General features: G+C 50.7%; 2 protein-coding genes. Both read left to right on the forward strand.

Annotated elements, in window-relative coordinates; all coding sequences use genetic code 11:
• Nucleotides 1-1,295, forward strand: a 1,295-nt coding sequence (locus H0482_RS16410) for an RNA-directed DNA polymerase (RefSeq protein ID WP_407925751.1), incomplete at its 5' end; no start/stop codon positions are given.
• A gap of 19 nt (nucleotides 1,296-1,314) precedes the next feature.
• On the forward strand, nucleotides 1,315-1,860 hold the full coding sequence (locus H0482_RS16415) for a hypothetical protein (protein ID WP_193731110.1): 546 nt from the start codon (nucleotides 1,315-1,317) through the stop codon (nucleotides 1,858-1,860).
• The last annotated feature ends 338 nt before the right edge of the window (nucleotides 1,861-2,198 follow it).

Here is a 2,198-nt window from a genome sequence, read left to right on the forward strand (position 1 = left end):
GAGCCGCCCAAATGGACGCCCATTTTGCCGTCTACTTCCAAAATCCAAACCCTCCGTCACGCGAATCCGCGCAGAATGGCTGGATCAAGTCAAAAATGGCAGGAGGGGATCGGCGTCGCGCTTACGAAAGGATTTGGAAAGAGAAAGTTAAAGTCTCAATGCGCGATCAGTTCATGTGCGACGGGATAGAGAATTTCGACTTTCATGTGTCACGCAAAGTAGAGAGCCAAAAACTTTCGCATTTGATATTATCGGGTGATTATGTACCGCAGAAGGCGCAACGGATCCTTGTCGAAAAAAGCAAAGGGCTTTGCAGGCAGCTCGTCATTCCGAGCATACGAGATGCCATCGTTTTGCAGTGTCTATCTGATGCTCTCTATTCTGAAATCAAAGGCAAGGCGCCTACGAGCAAGGCATTCTTTGAACCGAAGGATCACAAGTTCTCGTCACCACCGAGTGGTTACGGCACGTTCGCAGCCTGGTTAAATTTCCAGAAAGAACTGTTCGAGTTTTCAAAGACGCGAAAGTTCGTCGTCGTAACAGATATCGCCAACTACTACGACAGTATTTCATACGTTCATCTCCGCAACGCCATTGCCTCGATCAGCGGCGTCGATGAATGTGTGATTGATATGCTGATATACGTCCTCGGTGATCTTCTTTGGCAGCCGGATTACACTCCTCGCATCGAGGTTGGGTTGCCCCAAATCAATCTTGATGCACCTCGCCTGTTAGCGCACTGCTTCCTCTACGAGCTAGATTCGTACCTTGCGAGCGATCCCGGACGAGACTTCGTGCGTTACATGGACGACATCGATATAGGTGTTGACACGATCGTCGATGCCAAACGGGCATTGAAGACCGTCGATCTGGTCCTTCAGACGAAGCAGGTTCGTTTGAACAGCGGCAAGACAGTCATTCTTACTCGGCCCGAGGCTATTCGACATTTCCGAATTTTCGAGAACGCGCGGCTAGATTCAGTTCAGGCAAGCGTCGATCACCGCGTGAGACACGGACTTCCGTTGGACCGGCAGCGAGCTCATGTTGAAGCCAGAATCAGGCAAGGACTTCGTAAAAAATCATTCGACGCAGGGAACGGCGAAAAGGTTTTGAAGCGATGGCTGGGGCTTGCGGCCAAAACCGGCGCTGTGGTGAAGCCCGAAGCTCTCGAAGATCTCGTCAAAAGAAGACCATCAGTTCGAGAGAATGTTTATTCGTTTATAAGAAGTCGCCCCCCTCACTCCATCGATTGCGGGCATTCTAGCAAGAGCAAGTCAGTCAGGTCTTCTTGTTGATGACGCCGCGATGGTGGAGATGTCAAACTATCTTGTTGAAACATTTGTCAAAAATAAGCGATGTCACGCAATGCTTGAAGCTGTCATCGCGAGCAATGACCCACAAAGCTACTTTGGGCTCTATTCAAGGCTTTGGCTGCTGTCGAAATATGGGACGCCCGCGCAGATTCTCACAACTCTTCGAGACGCCCGAAACATTTGGTCACCGCATGAGCGGCTGGGTCGTCTGGCGGCTTCGTTCATGCCCTTGTTTCACGGTTCGCCTGAAGAGCCGCCTCTTAAGCGTCTTCTCGGGGATACCTTAAATTCTGGTGTGCGCGACACATACAAATTCCATATGAAACTTGCGACCGATCTTCCAACATTTAAGGCAATGTTTGACGCGTTAAAGGCACCAAATCCATCCCGTGGAACCGGCATTACACACGCAAAATTTCTATGCCTCCTATCTGCACTGAAAAATCCTGCCGCACCGGTCGCTCAGATTACAACCTTAAGAGCTAATCACTCCCGAGCCTTTGAGGACGCTTACTACAAAGAGATAAGCAAGCGAGTCGGTGTCTAGACTAACTCAAATGCAAAGAGAAAGCGGCGGCCACCTGCCGCCGTTGTCACGCTTACCTGATCTCGCCGAAGGCCGTTGACGCAGCAAAGGCCACCGAAACCACCTGCGCCGATAGTCAGGTCTGTGCGCAAGAAACATCTTTAATTTCAGAGAAGCTACTCCCTGTCAGCGAAGGCACATTTATAGGGCTATAGCGTAAACGTAGTTGTCATCTGTCCGTCGTCAGATCATTTGGCGCAGTTTGGGTCTTGGATTAGCGGAGTATCGGCCTCGTCTTTGGGTTGATGTTATGCGGCGAGCTTGCGGTGCTGCAAGCGCCGATGCTGGATGGTTTGTCG

This window comes from Devosia faecipullorum (assembly GCF_015158295.1).
GTDB lineage: Bacteria > Pseudomonadota > Alphaproteobacteria > Rhizobiales > Devosiaceae > Devosia > Devosia faecipullorum.

Bases quoted from the DNA above. Each gene is read 5' to 3' on its own strand.
- H0482_RS16415 (WP_193731110.1), top strand. From the start codon at position 1,315: ATGTCAAACTATCTTGTTGAAACATTTGTCAAAAATAAGCGATGTCAC.